This is a genomic window from Mesorhizobium sp. M0293 (genome assembly GCF_040321735.1).
GTDB lineage: Bacteria > Pseudomonadota > Alphaproteobacteria > Rhizobiales > Rhizobiaceae > Mesorhizobium.
The window spans coordinates 49,316-66,409 of sequence record NZ_JAMYSA010000030.1 but is presented as its reverse complement, the minus strand read 5'-3'; the positions used below and the strand labels follow the sequence as shown (position 1 = coordinate 66,409).

Annotated in this window: 14 protein-coding genes and 2 tRNA genes; 4 read left to right on the top strand and 12 right to left on the bottom strand. The window is 61.7% G+C overall.

Features of this window, described 5'->3' with window-relative positions:
* The first annotated feature begins 156 nt into the window (after window positions 1-156).
* Window positions 157-531 carry an endonuclease domain-containing protein gene (locus tag NKJ06_RS13975; protein WP_502905616.1) on the top strand — a complete coding sequence of 125 codons (375 nt, stop codon included), beginning with the start codon at window positions 157-159 and terminating at the stop codon, window positions 529-531.
* Between the two features lie 125 nt (window positions 532-656).
* Here NKJ06_RS13975 and NKJ06_RS13970 read toward each other — a convergent pair whose 3' ends face one another.
* The 9 genes from NKJ06_RS13970 to NKJ06_RS13930 form a co-directional block, all read right to left on the bottom strand.
* The gene (locus tag NKJ06_RS13970; RefSeq protein WP_352628004.1) at window positions 657-1,496 is read right to left on the bottom strand and encodes a tetratricopeptide repeat protein; all 840 of its coding nucleotides are present in this window, start codon (window positions 1,494-1,496) and stop codon (window positions 657-659) included.
* Window positions 1,483-3,207, bottom strand: coding sequence for a dihydroxy-acid dehydratase (gene ilvD / locus NKJ06_RS13965; protein ID WP_352628003.1), 1,725 nt, complete (start codon window positions 3,205-3,207; stop codon window positions 1,483-1,485). Before ilvD ends, NKJ06_RS13970 begins: the two co-directional genes overlap by 14 nt.
* Window positions 3,208-3,525: 318 nt before the next feature.
* Window positions 3,526-4,773 carry an outer membrane protein transport protein gene (locus tag NKJ06_RS13960; protein ID WP_352628002.1) on the bottom strand — a complete coding sequence of 416 codons (1,248 nt, stop codon included), beginning with the start codon at window positions 4,771-4,773 and terminating at the stop codon, window positions 3,526-3,528.
* 357 nt (window positions 4,774-5,130) lie between these two features.
* Entirely contained in the window at window positions 5,131-7,914 is a 2,784-nt protein-coding gene (locus tag NKJ06_RS13955; RefSeq protein ID WP_352628001.1) for a valine--tRNA ligase, read from the bottom strand.
* Between the two features lie 367 nt (window positions 7,915-8,281).
* Window positions 8,282-9,088, bottom strand: coding sequence for a PopZ family protein (locus NKJ06_RS13950; protein WP_352628000.1), 807 nt, complete (start codon window positions 9,086-9,088; stop codon window positions 8,282-8,284).
* Between the two features lie 210 nt (window positions 9,089-9,298).
* Complete coding sequence (locus NKJ06_RS13945; RefSeq protein WP_352627999.1) at window positions 9,299-10,687, bottom strand: TolC family outer membrane protein; 1,389 nt, start codon at window positions 10,685-10,687, stop codon at window positions 9,299-9,301.
* Between the two features lie 184 nt (window positions 10,688-10,871).
* Complete coding sequence (locus tag NKJ06_RS13940) at window positions 10,872-11,540, bottom strand: protein-L-isoaspartate O-methyltransferase family protein (RefSeq protein WP_352627998.1); 669 nt, start codon at window positions 11,538-11,540, stop codon at window positions 10,872-10,874.
* Between the two features lie 90 nt (window positions 11,541-11,630).
* A tRNA-Cys gene (locus NKJ06_RS13935) sits at window positions 11,631-11,704 on the bottom strand.
* A gap of 305 nt (window positions 11,705-12,009) precedes the next feature.
* On the bottom strand, window positions 12,010-12,267 hold the full coding sequence (locus NKJ06_RS13930) for a hypothetical protein (RefSeq protein WP_352627997.1): 258 nt from the start codon (window positions 12,265-12,267) through the stop codon (window positions 12,010-12,012).
* A gap of 223 nt (window positions 12,268-12,490) precedes the next feature.
* On the opposite strand from NKJ06_RS13930, the gene NKJ06_RS13925 reads away from it, so the two are divergent.
* Window positions 12,491-12,565 (top strand) — tRNA-Asn (locus NKJ06_RS13925).
* 370 nt (window positions 12,566-12,935) lie between these two features.
* Here NKJ06_RS13925 and NKJ06_RS13920 read toward each other — a convergent pair.
* The 3 genes from NKJ06_RS13920 to NKJ06_RS13910 form a co-directional block, all read right to left on the bottom strand.
* The gene (locus tag NKJ06_RS13920) at window positions 12,936-13,271 is read right to left on the bottom strand and encodes a hypothetical protein (RefSeq protein ID WP_352809985.1); all 336 of its coding nucleotides are present in this window, start codon (window positions 13,269-13,271) and stop codon (window positions 12,936-12,938) included.
* 113 nt (window positions 13,272-13,384) lie between these two features.
* Window positions 13,385-13,606, bottom strand: coding sequence for a hypothetical protein (locus NKJ06_RS13915; RefSeq protein WP_352627995.1), 222 nt, complete (start codon window positions 13,604-13,606; stop codon window positions 13,385-13,387).
* A gap of 358 nt (window positions 13,607-13,964) precedes the next feature.
* Window positions 13,965-14,858, bottom strand: a complete 894-nt coding sequence (locus NKJ06_RS13910) for a LysR family transcriptional regulator (protein WP_352627994.1) — start codon at window positions 14,856-14,858, stop codon at window positions 13,965-13,967.
* 156 nt (window positions 14,859-15,014) lie between these two features.
* On the opposite strand from NKJ06_RS13910, the gene NKJ06_RS13905 reads away from it, so the two are divergent.
* Window positions 15,015-15,659 carry a hydrolase gene (locus NKJ06_RS13905; RefSeq protein WP_352628140.1) on the top strand — a complete coding sequence of 215 codons (645 nt, stop codon included), beginning with the start codon at window positions 15,015-15,017 and terminating at the stop codon, window positions 15,657-15,659.
* Window positions 15,660-16,185: 526 nt separating this feature from the next.
* Window positions 16,186-17,088: a cytochrome c oxidase subunit II gene (locus NKJ06_RS13900; RefSeq protein ID WP_352627993.1), complete on the top strand. Its 903-nt coding sequence runs from the start codon at window positions 16,186-16,188 to the stop codon at window positions 17,086-17,088.
* Window positions 17,089-17,094: the final 6 nt, after the last annotated feature.

The following is a 17,094-nucleotide window of genomic DNA, read 5'->3' as shown; positions in this document are numbered from 1 at the left end:
CCTGCACTCCACGCGGATCGGGACGCCAGCGCCCTGTCTGGGGCCGACGTAACCGACCGAAACGTGAGCCAATCTCCCCCGTTGTGGGGGAGATGTCCGGCAGGACAGAGGGGGGCGCCGTAGAGCGCCAGCCGCAACAGCAACCGAGCATCGAGAATGCCTCACACGCCTCTGCCTCCAAACCATCGTGCAAACGCCAGGTCGATGCGCAAGGTGATGACCGACGCCGAGTTGAAGCTCTGGAACGAGCTTCGCGCGCATAGATTGATGGGGCTTGGCTTCCGGCGGCAATTTCCGATCGCCGGCTACATTGTCGACTTTGCTTGCCCAGAAAAGAAACTGGTCGTCGAAGTTGATGGCTCCCAACATGCTGAAGGCGATGCTGTCGCGGGTGACGAAGCGAGATCGTCGCGTCTGGAGCAGGATGGCTGGACTGTCCTGCGCTTTTGGAATGACGATATCATCGGTGACATCGACAATGCCTGCCAGCATATTGTGATCGTGGCTGGTGTTGCGGGTACGTCAGAATAAGAGCAAGGCTGGCGGGACAGCGCCCCCCTCTGTCCTGCCGGACATCTCCCCCACTTGGGGGGAGATTGGCTGTCGCAACCGTTTTCGCCAATCTCCAATGTTGCGCCGGCAACTCAGCCGCCAGACTACTGGTCCGCGTTGCCGCCCTTGGTGAGGAAGTCATCGGCCAGCGAGATCGCGGTGCGGCGATCGGCTTCGCCGGCGGTGGCGAATGCCTCCTCCTGCATGCCGCGTATCCAGGGCTGGTCGGCCGGCGAAGCGCGTTCGAGCGCCGCTGTCATCATCGCCAGGCCGCGAACGATCTTGCCGCTCTGGAACAGCAGGTGGCCTAGTGTCGCCTGCGCGCCGGCATGGCCCTTCTCGGCGGCGAGCTGGAACCAGCGCCCGGCCTGCTTGACGCTGGCCTTCACGCCGCCCTCGCCTTTCAGGAACATCTGCCCCATCTCGAACTGTGCGTTCGGATTGCGGTAGTTGGCGGCGGCGCGCATGTAATATTCCTGGGCCGCCACCTCGTTCTCGGTGACCGGGCTGCCGGGAATGCCCTTGCGCAGATAGTCGCCAAGCGCCACCAGCGCATCGGAGACATAGCTTTCCTCGGGAGAGCCGGGCTCGACATCCTGGTCGACGATCTCCGAGAAGAACTTGAACGCCTCATAGTCGTCGCGCGCCACGCCATCGCCTTCGGCATACATGCGGGCGAGTTTCCAGGTGGCGCCGATCTGGCCGTTCTCGGCGGCGTATTTGTAGGCCTCGGCGGCCTGTTCCTTGTGCCCGTTCTTGTAAGCGGAGAAGCCGAACTGGAACACCGCCCACGGGCTGGACTGCGGCTTCACGCCGGTCTTGTCGTCGAACACCTTGTCGTCGAAGGCCATGGCCTGGCCCACGGCGCCAAAGGTCGCGCCAAAAGTGGCGGCCACGACCAGTGCCGAAAAGACAGACGACCTCAGCAACTCAGATGTCCGCATAGCAATGTGTTTCTTTCGCACCGCCCGGATGGGTCACCGCGCCATCGCGCGCCGGCCCAACCGTCTGTGCATATTTCCAAATCGCGCCCGACTGATAGTCGGTCGTGCGCGCCTTCCAATTCTTTGCCCTCGCCGCCAGTTCGCTATCGGACAACGCCACATCTATCGTGCCGTTCACCGCGTCGATTGAGATCAAATCGCCATCCCTGAGCAGCCCGATCGGACCGCCGACGGCTGCCTCGGGCCCGACATGGCCGATGCAGAAACCGCGCGTCGCGCCCGAGAAGCGCCCGTCGGTGATCAGCGCCACCTTGCCGCCCATGCCCTGGCCGTAGAGCGCTGCCGTCGTCGACAGCATCTCGCGCATGCCGGGGCCGCCGCGCGGCCCTTCGTAACGAATGACGAGAACCTCGCCTTCCCTGTAGTTGCGATGCGTCACCGCCTCGAAACATCCCTCTTCCGAATCGAAGCAGCGCGCCGGACCGGAGAACTTCAGCTCCGTCATGCCCGCGACCTTCACAATCGCGCCTTCGGGGGCAAGGTTTCCCTTCAAGCCCACGACACCGCCGGTTTGGGTAATGGGTCTGTTGGCCGGGCGGACCACATCCTGATGCTCATTCCAGGCAACGTGCTGCATGTTTTCGGCCAAAGTGCGGCCAGTCACGGTCATGCAGTCGCCATGCAGATAGCCATGGTCGAGCAGCGTCTTCATCAACAGCGGAATGCCGCCGGCCTCGAACATGTCCTTGGCGACATATTTGCCGCCCGGCTTGAGATCGGCGATGTAAGGCGTCTTCTCGAAAATCTTCGCCACGTCGAACAGGTCGAATTTGATGCCGGCCTCGTGCGCGATCGCCGGCAGATGCAATGCTGCGTTGGTCGAGCCGCCGGTTGCCGACACCACGGTCGCCGCATTCTCCAGCGCCTTCAGCGTGACGATGTCGCGCGGCCGAATATTTTTCGCGATCAGCTCCATGATCTTTTCGCCCGAGGCGAAATTGAAACGGTCGCGCATCTCGTAAGGCGCCGGCGCGCCGCAGGAGTAGGGCAGCGCCAGGCCGATCGCCTCGGCGACGGTGGCCATGGTGTTGGCGGTGAACTGGGCGCCGCAGGAGCCGGCCGACGGACAGGCGGCCTGCTCGATTTCAAGCAGTTCGGCATCATCGATCGTGCCGACCGAGTGTTGGCCGACGGCCTCGAACACATCCTGCACGGTGATCTGGCGGCCGCGATAGCTGCCGGGCAGGATCGAACCGCCATAGATGAAGATCGACGGCACGTTGAGGCGCACCATGGCCATCATCATGCCGGGCAGCGACTTGTCGCAACCGGCCAGCCCGACCAACGCATCGTAGCAATGGCCGCGCATGGTGAGCTCGACCGAATCGGCGATGACCTCGCGCGACACCAGCGACGATTTCATCCCCTGGTGGCCCATGGCTATGCCGTCGGTGACGGTGATGGTGCAGAATTCGCGCGGCGTGCCGCTAGCGGCCGCGACGCCCTTCTTGACCACCTGCGCCTGGCGCATCAGCGAAATGTTGCAGGGCGCCGCCTCGTTCCAGCAGGACGCGACGCCGACCAGCGGCTGCGCGATCTCGGCCGCCGACAAGCCCATCGCATAGAGATAGGAACGGTGCGGCGCACGCGCCGGACCGACGGTCACATAGCGGCTGGGGAGCTTGGCCTTGGAAATGACTTTGGCGTCCATACTCTTCCTTGCCCCACATCTTCCCTGCAAAGGGGGTGGTGCGGCCTGCCCCATCGCCGAGCCTTCTGGCGCGTATCCCGAGACAAGATCGAGGTGCGCCGGGTTTATGGCGGGAAATGGGCAAATCCCCCGGCCTGACTTCCAGCGCAGGGGTTGTTCAGAAAGTGTTGCCAAAACGTCACAATCGCATGAGGCGGAACTGGTGCGGCTAATATGCAACGCAGCTAAGCCGCTGCAGCCGCGAGTCCGCTCCTTCCGAGCCGGTAACAATAAAAAGGCCGGGCAATGCCCGGCCTTTTTATTCGTCTTTACAGAGGTTTAGAACTTGATCTTGAGACCGCCTGAAATCGCAGTGACCAGATCGTTGCCGAAGTCATAGCTGACTTCCTCGCCGGCCACGTAGCCATTGTCACCAGCCACCGTCCCTGAGTGGCCACTGGTCAGCACGCCGATCGCACCGGCCAGACGAACCTCGATGTTTGGCTTGGGCGTGTAGGCGACGCCGCCTCCCAGTGTCCAGGTATCAGTCTGCGAACCGTAGCCATGCGACGTGCCGCGATCCCAGGAAAGCTGGCCGGCCGCACTCCACTGGTCGTTGAACTTGTGGCCGAGGCCGCCGGTGACGGTCCAGCCGTCACGGTACATCAGGTCCAGTGAGGTGATCTGGCCTGAATGCAGGACATCACCCGTAACGCATGCCGCGGCAGGAGTACCTACGACGCAAATCGGAACACTCTGCAGCAGGCTCCAGTTGACCCACTTCAGCGAACCGAAGGCGAGCCAGTCCGGCGCAATACCTGACTGCAACTTCAATTCTACCGTGTCCGGCATGTACTCCGTCGCACCATAGATCGGCAGCACGACAAGGCCAACACGCGTCAAGTCCAGTGTGCCCGAGATGTTGTCGAGCTTGACCCGCGAATTGTAGACGAGGCTCGCGCGCAGCGCGATCTCTGGGATTTCATAGGCGAGGCCGGCGCGCCAGCCCCAGCCGGTGCCCTTGAGATCGACACGGCCGGTGCCCTGGAAGCCCGGCACCAACGGCGACACCAGGTCTTGCTTGAAGCCATAGACTTCCTGGTAGTAGACGCCACCGATGAAGCGAACCTGGCCTTTGCCGGCATCCATCTTGTAGGAGCAGGTCGTGGCGTAGTTGTTGCTCTTGATGTCGGTTTCCATGTTGGACTCGGCACCGGCCCACAAACCCGGATTTGTATGCGCCCCCCACGGCTGGGAATAGTCGAACATACAGTCGACGCCTTTGACGAGCTCGGCCTTGACGCCGATACGCGGCACCCAGTAGCTCTCGCTGTCGTTCGCCGTGCTGCCGAGGAATGTCACATTGCCGTCGCTCGGATCGGTGTCCACCGCATTCTTGAGTTTGCGTTGCGGCATCACGTAGGTCGCTTCGGCTTCCGTAGCGAACGGAGCCGGATCGAACAAAAGATCGATGTCGTAGCCGCCGCGCTCGATGCCGCCGGCATGCGCCGAACTCATCGCCGTTCCGATCAAAGCAAGCGAAAAGCACCCTGCCCCCAGCAGCGTTTTCAGTCGCAGAATAGTCATGAATGTCCTCCCCGAATTCGAGTGTATCGAGCTAGAACCAATTCAGGTTAACGGTGCAACAACGAATTCAAGGGCGTACATGTACATATTCGCCAGGCGCACTTTCGACAAAATGCAACCGGACGCAGCAGAGCCGAAAAACGGCCCATCCGGGGGTATCGTCCCCAAAAAAACGAGAAAAAACGCCCAAAAAGGCTCAAGAACAGTGCTTTTTGGGGAGCAAAGGCCCCATTGTTACATTATGGCAACAATGGGGCAAAAACTTCCGTTTACGTCAACATTAACGCTACGGAATGTCGACTTTCGGGGTAAAAACGGTCCCATTTTAGAGCGTTCTAAAGTCTCGCGAATCTACCCTCAACCGGCGTCGCGAACCCTGGTCAACGCGACCGAAAGCTTCTCCTGCGCGTCACGGTATTCGGCGAGCTTTTCACGCTCGGCTTCGACGATCTCGGCCGGCGCGCTGGCGACGAATCTTTCGTTCGACAGCTTCTTGTGCAGGCGCGCGATTTCCTCCGTCACCTTGGCCAGTTCCTTCTGCAGCCGTGCAGCCTCGGCGGCGAGATCGATCAGGCTGCCGAGCGGCAGGCAGATCGTCGCCTCGTTGAGCACGATCTGCGCCGAACCCTTTGGAGCGACATCGGCCAGCGAGATGTCGCCGACCCGCGCCAGCCGCTTGATCGCCGAGTCCTCACGAACAAGCCGTTCACGAGTCACACCGTTGGCGCCGACCACCACCAGCGGTGCAATGGCTGCCGGCGGCACGTTCATCTCCGAGCGCACGGAACGGATGCCCGAGACGAGGTCGACCAGCCAGTTGATGTCGGCGGCGGCATCCGCGTCTTCGAAATCCGGCGATGGCCATGCGGCATGGCACAGCAGCGAGGCCCGTTCCTTGCCTTCGCCAGCGGTCTGCGCCCACAGCTCCTCCGTCATGAACGGCATCATCGGGTGCAGCAGCTTGTAGATTTCATCCAGCACGAAGGCGACGCAGGCGCGGCTTTCGGTCTTGGCCGCCTCGTCGGCGCCCATGAACACCGGCTTCAGCAGTTCCAGGTACCAGTCGCAGAACAGGTTCCAGACGAAGCGGTAGGCAGCCCCCGCAGCTTCGTTGAAGCGGTATGAGGTGATGCCGTCGGTGATCTCTCGCGCGGCACGCGTCAATTCGGTGAGGATCCAGCGATTGACCGCCAGCTTGGCGTCGTTCAGCCAGAAATCGTCGTTGCGCGCGACCTCGTTCATCTCGGCAAAACGCGTCGCGTTCCACAGCTTGGTGCCGAAATTGCGATAGCCGGCTATGCGCGCCGGGTCGAGCTTCACGTCGCGGCCTTGCGCCGCCATAACCGTCAGGGTGAAGCGCAGCGCATCGGCGCCGTATTCGTCGATGAGGTCGAGCGGGTCGATGACGTTGCCTTTCGACTTCGACATCTTCTGCCCGTTCTTGTCGCGCACCAGCGCATGGACATAGACGGTGTGGAACGGCTCCTCGTCCATGAAGTGCAGGCCCATCATCATCATGCGGGCGACCCAGAAGAAGATGATGTCGAAGCCGGTCACCAGCACGTCGGTCTGGTAGTAGGTCTTCAACTCGGGCGTCTCATCCGGCCAGCCGAGCGTCGAGAACGGCCATAGCGCCGATGAGAACCATGTATCGAGCACATCCTCATCGCGGGTCAGGATCTCGCCCGGCTGGAAATTCTCGAGCTTGTCCTCGACCCAGGCCTTCCACGGCCCTTCCAGCGCCAGATAATATTCGATCGCCGCGCTCAGCGCCTCTTCCTCGGTCTTCTCGACGAAGACGCGCCCGTCCGGCCCGTACCAGGCTGGGATCTGGTGACCCCACCAGAGCTGGCGCGAGATGCACCAGGGCTGGATGTTCTCCATCCAGTCGAAATAGGTCTTTTCCCAGTTCTTCGGCACGAAGTTGGTGCGGCCCTCACGCACCGATGCGATCGCCGGTTTGGCCAGTTGCGCCGCGTTGGCATACCACTGCTCGGTCAGGAACGGCTCGATCGGCACGCCGCCGCGATCGCCATGCGGCACGGCGTGGCGATGCGGCTCGACCTTTTCGAGGAAGCCGCCTTCTTCCATCAGCTCGACAATCTTCTTGCGCGCGACGAAGCGGTCGAGGCCGTTGAGTTCATCCCAGACCGCCTGGCGCTCCGGCGTCACCTCAAGACCGGCAAGAAAATCCTCATTATCCCTAAGACTTACCGCCGCTGCCGTGGTCAGGATATTGATCGCCGGCAGCTTGTGGCGCTTGCCGACTTCGAAGTCGTTGAAGTCGTGCGCCGGTGTGATCTTGACCGCGCCGGAGCCCTTCTCAGGGTCGGAATAATCATCCGCCACCACGGGAATCTTGCGGCCGACGATCGGCAGAACGATGTTCTTGCCGATCAGATGCCGGAAACGCTCGTCGTCGGGATGCACGGCAACGGCCGTGTCGCCCAGCATCGTCTCGGGGCGCGTCGTCGCCACGGTGATGAAGGTTTTCGGATTCTCCGGGTCGAAGACCTGGCCCTCGATGGGATAGCGGAAGTGCCAGAGATTGCCGTTGACCTCCTGTTGCTCGACCTCGAGATCGGAGATCGCGGTGAGCAGCTTGGGATCCCAGTTCACAAGGCGCTTGTCCTTGTAGATCAGCCCTTCCTTGTAGAGCGTGACGAACACTTCGAGGACGGCCTTGGACAGGCCTTCGTCCATGGTGAAGCGTTCGCGTGACCAGTCGGCAGAGGCACCGAGCCGCTTCAGCTGGTTGAAGATCGCGCCACCGGATTCGGCCTTCCACTCCCACACTTTCTCGATGAACTGTTCGCGGGTCAGGTCGCGGCGGTGGATCTGCTTTTCCATAAGCTGGCGCTCGACCACCATCTGCGTGGCGATGCCGGCATGGTCCATGCCCGGCTGCCACAAGACGTTCTTGCCGCGCATGCGCTCGAAGCGTACCAAAATGTCTTGCAGCGTGTTGTTTAGCGCGTGCCCCATATGCAGCGAACCGGTGACGTTCGGCGGCGGGATGACGATGGTGAAGGCTTCCGCCCCCTCCTCGGCCCCGGCACCGGCGCGAAACGCGTCGGCCTCTTCCCAGATTTTGGCGATCTTCGGCTCGACGGTTTTGGCGTCGTAGGTCTTTTCAAGCATGGGAAAATGGTCCGCGCTGTCGGGAGTTTTGCTGGTCCGGTGTAAATCGGAAGGTTTTGGCCAAGTCAACCGCAAGGGCTGTCTCTGACCCTCGACGTCAAATAGGCGTGGCCTTGTTCATTTCAACGGAAGGCCGTGCCCGCACTCGTCGCAAAACTTTGCCCGCGGCGTCCGATACGGCTTTCCACATGCCGGGCAGTCGGGGCCGTAGTTGGAGCGGCGAACGTAGAAGATGTCGCCACGGTCAATAATCGTCAGCGTTTCCGGCGGAAGCCTGTCTGCTTCGCGACCGGCGCGAGTTGACCTCACAAAAAGAAACGGCGCCACGAAGGCGCCGGTTCTTTTGGTAACCCGGTATGGAGAATTATTACGCGCCGCGCGCCACGCGCTCGATCTCCTCGCGCACCAGCCTTTCGACCAGTGTCGGCAGATTGTTGTCGAGCCAATCCTGCAGCATCGGGCGCAGCATCTCTTCGGCCATCTCGTCGAATGTCTTCTTGCCGCGGCTGGCGAACGCATCGGAAAGCTCGCCAAAGGCGGCGGCAACCTGCCGGCCGGTGTGCTCGGAAACGATGGCCGGACGCGGCGCATCACTGGCCGCGGCTGGCCGCACCACGTCTGGACGAGGCGGCTCAGAGGCTTTCGCGCTCGCTTCGTCCCTTGAGTTGTCCACTGGCGGCTGGGCAACCGGCTTGCGTGCCTCGGCCCTGTCCGACACCATTTTGGCCTGCTCACCAACCGCGGCGATCTCACGCCGCCAATCGGCAACGGGGGCGTCGGGGGCAGTGACGGGACGCGGTGCCGGCGCGTTGGCCGGCTCGGCGCCAACCCGGGCGCTGACCTCGGCAAGTGTCATAGATGGCTTTGCCGGGGCTGGATCGGGGCGCACCGGCGTTTCCGTACGCGCGATCACCGGCTCGGCCGCCGGCAGCTGCGCCTGGACTTCCGCCAGCGTGACCGGCTTCCTGACCTCGGAAGCGGCATGCAGGTCGGCACGGAATGCGTCAACGTCGGGGGCAGCATCGGCGTTCGGCGCCGGCTCCAGATCCTGGCGCAACTCATCAGCGTCGCCCGGCTGCTTGCGACCGCCGTCGCTGTCCTCAATGATCCGCCTGATGGAAGCCAGTATCTCTTCCATGGAAGGTTCGCGCTGTACACTGCTTGCCGTCGCCATCGTCACATCCGCCGCCTTTGTGACCCCTGTGGGATTTCCGCTCCGGCAAAGCCGGATCGAATCATGGCGACAGCGTAACCGACGGATCGCCGCACGAGAATCCCCAATCTGGGGACTTGTGGGATTTCAACAGATTAGCGCGATCTTGAAAGCCAAGAGCAGCGGAGCAAAAAATCCTGCTCAAACGGCGAGACGGCTAACCGAACGCCCTCAGCGGCCGTCCGGCGTGCGCAGGCCGTACCACTTGTCCTTGACAGCGTTGTAATGCTCTTCAGGCTTGTATTTCGCCACCTGCAGGCCAAGGCGGTCGACGGACAGGCGGCCGGTCGCCTGCAGGATGGCGTAGCTCGCCACCACCACATCATGCTCATAACCGGCCTGGTTGATCTGGGCGGTGATGACCGTAGCCTGTGCATTGAGGACGTCGAGCGTGGTGCGCTGGCCGACATTGCGTTCTTCGATGACGCCGTTCAACGCAAGCTTCGCGGCCTCGATGACTTGCCTGTTGGCCGTCAGCTGCTGCTGGGCTGCGGTGTACTCGGTCCAGGCGGCGGTGACGGCCTGGCGCACCTGGTCGCGGCTGACATCGACCTCGATGCGGGCCTGGCTGAGCGATTCCTTGTCCTGACGCACGATCGCCGAGGTGCGGCCGCCTGAATAGATCGGGATGGTCAGCGTTGCCCCGACACTGGCCGAGTTGGTGGTGCCGTCCTGCGTCGAGAAGGCACCCGGCACAGTGTTGCGATAGGCGCTCGAGACGCCGGCGGAAGCCGACAGCTGCGGCAGCAGCGCGCCTTCGGCCGATTTCACCGAAAACGCGGCGGCGTCGACCAGGTGCTGGGTGGCAAGGATGGCCGGGTGCTCGTTCGAGGCCACCCCGATGGCGGCGGCGAGGCTCGACGGCAACAGCTTTGCCAGCGGCGAAGGGCCTTTGAGCTTGCCTGGTTCGTCGCCGACGATCTGGCGATAGCTCGCCGCACTTGCCAACGCCTGCGCCCGGGCGGCACTCAGCGATGCCACCGCGGCGGCCCGCGAAGCGTCGGCCTGCGCGACGTCGGTGCGCGTGCCTTCGCCAACTTCGAAGCGCGAACGCGCAGCGCGCGCCGTTTCGGTCAGGAATTGCAGATTCTGCTCGGTCAGCACTGCGACCTGCCGGTCGCGAATCACGTTCATATACGCCTGCGCCGCGCTGAACAGGGTATTCTCTTCGGTGTTGCGCAGGCTTTCGACCGAAGCGCGAACCTGTGATTCGGCGGCAGCGACATTGTTCCGGGTCTGAAAGCCGTCGAACAGCGTCTGATTGATCTGGACGCCAAAATTGCCGGTGGTCAGGCGCACGCTCCGATCCGTACCGTTGAGATGACTGCTCGAATAATCGATTTCCGCCGAGCCGGTGACGATCGGACGATAGCCCGACTTGGCGATGGCGACACTCTCATCGGTGACACGGACGCCGGCGCGGGCCGAATTCAGTGAAGAATTGTATTGATAGGCCTTTGCAAGCGCGCCGGAAATGGTTTCCGCCGAAGCGGCCAGCGGGGACAGCATGGTCGCCGAAACGAGGACGGCGGTGAAAAGTGACTTGCTTACAGACGGCACGGTTAAACCCTCATTCGTTTTCCATGGGAACTGCGCCGCACCGGCTTCTCATTCTGATCAGCCGGCGCCGCGTGTTCGATGTTCCCTGCTGCTCAAGCCCCAAAGTGCCCCCAGTTTGCGGATCAGCAACGATTGTTCAAATGCAAGCGACCATGACAAAGCCTCTGCTGCAAGGCAAAATCATTCAGAACTCGAAAGCACGAATACGTTCAAATCCCGGTAGTGGCTTAATTGCCGCATTAAACGCGCGTCTTCCGGTTACAACCCCCCCGGCTTTGAAAAAAAGTCGTGCCACTCCGGAATTGCCTTGCCCTTCGACGGCGACGAGTCGGCCGCCTTCAGCAAGCTGATCGAGCAGCGGCACTGGGACTTCCGCGACGCTGCCGCCGACGAAGATGACATCATAAGGCGCCTGGGCGGCATGCCCCTGCGGCAACGCCCCCTGGACGACGGTCACATTGCCGCAACCAAGCGATGAAAGCGTCGACCTGGCGGTTTCCGCCAGCGCAGAATCGCTTTCGAGCGCCACCACGGACCTGGCCAGCCGCGACAGGATGGCCGAAGCGTAGCCGGTGCCGCAGCCGACATCGAGCGCCGAATCGGTCGGGTTGATCTCGGCCAGCTGGATGAGCTTGGCCAGCGGCGAGGCTTCCATCAGGTAGCGCGCGCCGTCCGCGCCCGCGGCAATGCGGATGTCCTCGTCGATATAGGCAAGATCGCGCTGGGCGGCGCCGACAAAGGCTTCTCTTGGCACGACAAGCATGGCGTCGAGCAGCGGCGCGCTGGTCACATCGGTGGTGCGAACCTGGCCGTCGACCATCTTGACGCGAAGCTCGGAGAAATCAGCGCTCATGTCCCAACCAATCCGCTTGCCGCGCCAGAACCGCGGTTCATTATGTCAGGAACTTCAGGCCCCAGCGCTGTAGCGCGGGGGCCCGGGCATTGGAGGCCTCGCCCGGAATCGAACCGGGGTGCAAGGATTTGCAGTCCTCTGCGTAACCACTCCGCCACGAGGCCTCGTTGCTCCCGGCGTTCCACCCGGTTCCAATAGGTTGCGGCGAAAATGCCGTCAAGCGGCCACCGTGCATTCCGAACGGTTTCCTCTGCGCCAACCCGGGCACACCCCGCCAATCGTCAGGCCCGGGCCTGCCGCAGTGCGGAGAGCTTTTGCGCCACGCAGTCGACGGCCTGTCCATCGAAGCGCGGGCAACCTGTCGCCGCTCGACAGGGCAAGGCTTGCCTCAGCCGCGGCGATTCTCAAGCAGATCCGCGAGACACTGGAAGAGCACGCCGCCCGCTGAGGCGTGCCTGCGTCATGGCCGTCAATCCGGCCGGCGTCGCCGTTCCCACCAGACGACAAAGCGGCGCCGGTGGCGCCGCACCATGGCGAATTCATAAGAAAGCACTAGCAATCCGAGCGGAACCATCCAGAAACCGAGGATCGGCAGGAAGCCGAGGATACCGCCCATGGTCAGCAGGATACCGATGGCGATTCTGAGCCCGCGCGAGCGCGGCATTTTGAACTCGCGCCCGAAAACTGAGATTTTGCGCGCCGGCATCTGGTTGTCTTGTGCTGTCATCGTCTCGAAAGATTGACCCGTTTTGATCGTTCAGAAGCATCAGCGAACCCAGGCGCGGCCGCGCTTTCGGTTCCGTATCCCTGCCAAGACTGCTAATATGAGGACATCTCTCGACGATTGCGAGAAACGCCTGTGCGAAAAAGCCTCGGAAAAATGCGAATTGCTTCTTTGCAAAGCCGAAAAGGGCAGCTATACGCTCCCCCACTCGCATAAGAGCCTCCGTTCCCCGGTAGCTCAGTGGTAGAGCAACCGGCTGTTAACCGGTTGGTCGCTGGTTCGAATCCGGCCCGGGGAGCCAATCATTTCAAGCACTTAACCAAATTTCTTAGGTCGGCAAATTTGCCGATGTTCTGTGCTGGGCTACGTTTCGGGCTACATCTGCAAGGGGGGAGCAAATGAAAACGTCAACACTCGTGTTTTTGTCGGCAGTCGTTTGTGCTGGGATTTCGATGTGGACGGATCAGCCAATCGTGGGGTCTTCATTGTTGGACACGTCCTCTACTGGCGGACTCACATCCTAGAAGTGAAAAGCAACCATCTGCTCAATGAGCGAGGGCTTTCGTAGCGGACTACAAGCTGAATAAATAGGCCCGCCGCCTTTGCGGGCAGCGGGCCTAGTTCGGGAGGAGTGTCGGGCATCCCCTTTGCCCGCGAAACAACGGTACGCCTCACTTGGCTGGACAATAAGCTCGCGCCGGTTGAAGCTCAGCATATTCCAGCTGCGTGACTTTTCTGCCACAAGATAAAGAAAGCCCGCCACCATCGGCAGCGGGCCAATCCTGCAAGTTTGCAGGTTTGATCAGTTCGCCTTCTGGCGGATCATCTCGGAAAAAATAGGACCGGAACTCCGCGCCCAGTTCTGGCGACATGCGAAACGAGCGTCCGCCGCTGGAGTCTTCGGTCCGAAGCACAACGATCATATCGCCGTTCGCGAGATCGACCGTCGGGACGATAGCCTCGAAGCGCTCGGTTCTCTGCATGTAGACAGCGATATTTCCCTTCACAGCCGCACCAGCACGGTCTGACCAGTCAGATCATCGCGCCACATGACGTGTTCGCCGTCGTTGTCCGGCTCGGCCGTCTTCCTCGCGGTCGTCGCACTGCCCAAGGGCACCCATCACAGACCGCCAGCTCCGCCACCAGCCCAAGTGATTATCTGGGAAAGATCGGCGATGTCGCCATAGATCTTCGAACCTTTGACGAGAAAACACTTGTCCCCCAGGACTTCGGCGAGTGAGCTTGACGCGGTGCAAACCGGCAGGTTCACCTTATGGCCCTTGGCATCGGCATAGCTGATGCTGATAGCGAGGATAGCGAGTACGAGAGTCGTCTTGCTCATATTTAGCCCCCAGCAGGCCCTTGGGCGGCAAAACCGGGGTTGCCACCCTTTGCCTTGCCATTAGGTGGAGCGGGGGATTAAGTCGCGCCATCCCTCGATTGGATGACGCGGGCTCATCTATATTAGCTATCGCTTAACGAAGCCGCCTCTCGCGCCAGAAATCCCTGGAGGCTTATCGGGCTCTAAGGAGGCATCCCGAAAGTCGGCTTCCAGTCGCGGTTTCGCTCCCGCTGTTGGCCTTCCTAGTCAGGCACAACGGTGAAGAAGGCCCGGCCGGCGATCGCGGCCCGCAGCCTTGCAATCCGAGCAGCCGAAGAGCCCGACGAGATCCTGATGCATGGAACCAATCAGGCACCTACTAGCTGTCGAGACCCCAAAGTTCCGGGTTCCGTTTGAAATACTCAGTTAGCATTTCGGTGAGCACCCGCACTTTCCGCGCAGGATGCTGACCCGGCGGGCGTACGACATACGCGGCCCCCGGAGGTACCGGATAGCGTGTCATGATCGGGACCAGCGCGCCGGAGGCCACATATTCATGTGTGACGCAATCGGGGAGCCAGGCGATGCCGAGACCTGCCGCCGCCGCGGCGGCAAGCGCCGTGGCGCTGTCGGCCTTGAATTGGCCCTGCGGCTGGACCGTAACAGTCTTTCTGCCATCCAGGAACTGCCAGGCTTCTGTTCCCTGCATGAGGGCCTGATGGCTGACGAGTTCGTCCGGGGTCTCGGGTGACCCGTGCACCTCGATATAATCCGGGCTTGCGACAAGCTTTCCATGGATCGGCCCAACGCGCTTCGCGATCAAGTTGGAGTCCTGAAGGTAGGCGCCCCGGATCGCGCAATCGAAACCTTCGGCGATCAGATCGACGAAGCGATCGCTGTAGGAGGTATGGATTTGAAGCTTCGGGTGCAGGCGCGCCATTTCCGCGAGCACGGGGGCGAAGTGGGTTGGGCCGAAAGTAAGCGGCATGGCAACTCTCAGGCGGCCGCGCAGGTCGCCAGTCGGGAGGATCGTTTCCCTGGCGGTATCGATCTCTGCGCTGGCCCGGGCCGCATGGTCTCTGAACGTGATTCCCGCTTCCGTGAGCGCGGCGCCGCGGGTCGTTCGTGCAACAAGCTGGACGCCAAGTTCCGCTTCAACCCGAAAGAGCCGCCGGCTGACGATTGACTTGGAGACGCCGAGCCGGCGCGCGGCGGCCGATACGCCCCCTGCATCGGCCACTGCGACGAATGTCTGTAGATCTTCGATGTCCAATTCAGCGTTCCTCATTTCGCGACACAGCTTGCCTGATAATGGCACTACTGCATCACCAAAAGGAACGGCAAATTGCGTCCAGGCAACGTCGCCCGCTGGGCGCATGTCTCCCGTGAACCCCATTGCCGTCCATGGCGGCAGAGAAAGGAAGTCTTGATGACCCTTCGTAACGGCCTCGATTCGCTTCTTCGTCCTGAAGACTCGGTACTCGTTCTGATCGACCACCAGCCTTATCAGCTCGCAAGCCTGAACAGCCACGATCCGCACATGGTGGTCAACAACACGACCGCGCTGGCAAAGCTGGCAAAAGCCTTCGATGTTCCGACCATTCTCACCAGCGTGATCGCGGCGCGCGGTGGACTTCTCTTCAAGCAGATCACCGACGTATTTCCGGACCAGGAAGTCATCGATCGCACCTGGGTGAACACCTGGCAGGACGAGAATGTGGTGAGCGTCGTCAAGGCGACCGGCCGCAAGCAGCTGATCATCGCCGGCCTGTGGACGGAGGTCTGCGTCGCAATGCCTGTGATCCAGGCCGCCGGCGAAGGCTGGGACGTGACCGTGATCACCGACGCGTCGGGCGGGATTTCGAAGGAGTCTCACGAAGTTGCCATCCAGCGAATGATCACGGCCGGCGCGAACGTGATGACCGTGATGGCGCTCGCTGGCGAATGGCAACGCGATTGGGCGCGCACCGAGCATGTCGAGGAGCTGACCGAGATTCTTATCCAGCACTTCGGCGGCAGCGGCATCGCGTATCTTTGGGAGCAGCAGCTTCTCAACACGCCAGTAGCCGGCTGATCCCGGCCGGAATGGCGAGCGAACCAAACGGTTAGCACACGGCCCCGCGCGACAGGTCAAGCGGCCTTCGGAAGGACGGCACGATAGCGGATAGCATCGGGGGGATCCCGGTGGCCGTGAGTTCAGCTGTGCGCACCTCGTCCCGCTCTCGCGCCAGAGCGACGGCCGCTCCCTGAGCATCGGTGTCGGCCCGCCGGCGAGGCGCGGGGCTTTGGTGCGGTCCCGGTCACGTTTGCGCATTTTCGGTGAATGTGGCGCATTCTGGCGCAAGGTGATGGCGAATTCGTATTTTTCAGCTTCATCGACTCCGGGGAGCCATTTCAATCAAAACTGCGAGCGCCGCCTGCGCGCAGTTGCACTCCAGATACTCCTTCCTCCACAGCGAGCATCTCCAGAAGTTCGATTTTCGACGGCATTTTTCCCGTCAAGATAGTCGGCTCTGGAATTTCGACCGAAAAAAGAGCTATGATGATCTTGGCATTCGCCGGGACAGCTTCGCGCGCCCGAATGCCGGGAGGAACGATGCATGGCCGTAGCGCTTGTACTCGTTTTGGTCGTCGTGGGCTCGGTGTTGTTTCACCTCCTGAGCCCATGGTGGTGGACGCCGATTGCCTCGAACTGGGACTATATCGACAACACCATCATCATCACCTTCTGGATTACCGGCGTCGTCTTCGCCGCCGTGGTTCTATTCATGGCCTATTGCGTCTTCCGCTTCCGTCATCGGGAAGGGAACCAGGCTGCCTACGAGCCGGAGAACAAGCGGCTCGAATCGTGGCTGACGATCGTCACCGCGGTCGGGGTCACGGCGTTGCTGGTTCCCGGCCTGTTCGTCTGGAGCCGATTCGTCAACGTCCCGAGCGACGCAACCGACGTCGAAGTCGTCGGCCAGCAGTGGCAGTGGAGTTTCCGTCTGCCCGGCAAGGACGGCAAGCTTGGCACATCCGACACCCGCGACGTCACCGCCGAAAATCCGTTGGGCGTGATCGCCAGCGATCCCAATGGTCAGGACGATGTCGTGGTCGAAGCGGCTGATCTGCATCTGCCGGTCGGCAAACCGGTCAAGATGCTGCTCCGCTCGATCGATGTGCTGCATGATTTCTATGTGCCGGAATTCCGCGCCAAGATGGACATGATCCCGGGCTCGGTCACCTATTTCTGGTTCACCCCGACCAAGACCGGAACCTTTCAGGTTCTGTGCGCCGAACTTTGCGGCCAAGGGCATCCTTTGATGCATGGTGTGGTCATGGTCGACACGCAGCAAGACTATGTGGCCTGGCTCGGCCAGCAGCAGACTTTCGCGCAGTTGTCGGTACCCCAGCAAACGGGCGCGGCAGACAACGCGCCGGGCAAGACGATTGCGCCGGGCAAGACGATAGCGTCAGGTTTGAAAATTGCAGCAAAGCTCGAAACGGTCGGGTCTCGCTGAAAAGGA